Annotated in this window: 2 protein-coding genes; both read right to left on the minus strand. The window is 44.6% G+C overall.

Annotated features, from left to right (window positions below):
• Positions 1-32: 32 nt before the first annotated feature.
• A complete protein-coding gene (locus J2S11_RS22200; protein WP_307398391.1) occupies positions 33-893 on the minus strand; it encodes an IS3 family transposase in 861 nt (286 codons plus the stop codon).
• Positions 894-904: 11 nt separating this feature from the next.
• Positions 905-1,201 (minus strand): transposase, encoded by a 297-nt coding sequence (locus J2S11_RS22205; protein WP_307398390.1) that lies wholly within the window; start codon positions 1,199-1,201, stop codon positions 905-907.
• Positions 1,202-1,278 lie beyond the last annotated feature (77 nt).

Genomic DNA, 1,278 nt, shown 5'->3' on the forward strand with positions numbered 1-1,278 from the left:
TGCTCTTCTGTCAATAAAGTAGACACAATAAGTTACGCAACTTCCTGATAATAGAGTTGCTCAAAGCGCACTGGTGACATGTAACCAATGGTACTGTTGGATCGTTTCCGGTTGTAAAAGAATTCAATATACCGATAAAGCTTCTGCTGGGCTTCTTCTTTCGTCTTGAATTTGGGTCTGCTGTAAATCAACTCACGCTTTAAGATGCTATGAAAGGCTTCTATACAGGCGTTGTCATAACAGTTCCCCTTCCGACTCATACTTGGCTCCATTTCGTAGCTTTCCAACTGCGCTCGGTACTCTTTGGATGCATATTGTGAGCCACGGTCGGAATGGTGAATCAGTCCCTTCGGAGGGGTCTTTCTTTCATAGGCCATCTTCAGGGCCTCTAGAGTGAGATCTGTCGTCATGCGATCACTTAGCTTCCAGCCCACTATTTGTTTTGTGTATAGATCCAAGATGCTAGCCAGATAGAGCTTCCCCTGGCGGCATGGAATGTAGGTGATGTCTGCTACCCATTTTTCATTGGGTTTCGTTGCCTTAAAATCTTGGTTTAGAATGTTAGGAGCGATGGGCAGGTCATGACTAGAGTCCGTTGTAACGACTTTAAACTTCTTAGCCATACACGACCGGAGGTTGTGTTCTCGCATGATAACACCTACCGTGCGCTCAGAGACTATCCATCCTTCTTCCAACAGTTTTCCATGGATTCTAGGGCTGCCATACGTTTCTTCCGAGTCATAAAAGAACCAGGTCACACGCTCAATTAAATGGGCTTTACGCTTCGCACGTTCGGAGGGCTCTGAGGCTCTCCACTTGTAATAGCCACTCCTTGATACCTTAAGGACTTCGCACATCTTCTTTAATCGAAACTCATAGCGATGATCTTCGATAAATTGGAACCTTAGTTCTTTGCTTTGCTGAAGATGTGCATGGCCTTTTTTAAGATAGCGATCTCTTCCTTCAGGTCTTCAATCTCTCGGTCCCTTTCTTCTAGCTGTTGCGATTGCTGACGAAGGGTTTCCCCCTGATTCACAGGCTCATTCTCGAATTCTCGGTACTTTCCAAGCCAGTTACGCAATGTGCTTGCGCTGATATTTAACTCGTCGGCTATTTGCTCTATAGACTTCGACTGCTCTTGCACGTACTTCACCGTTTCACGTTTAAATGTTTCGTTATACTTTTGTCTTGCCCCACTCATTTGTGACACCCTCTCCGTCTTCTTTCTTTTATTATCTACGTGTCTTTTATGAGTGTCCACTTTTTATTCTAACTGCA

The organism is Bacillus horti, assembly GCF_030813115.1.
Lineage (GTDB): Bacteria > Bacillota > Bacilli > Caldalkalibacillales > JCM-10596 > Bacillus_CH > Bacillus_CH horti.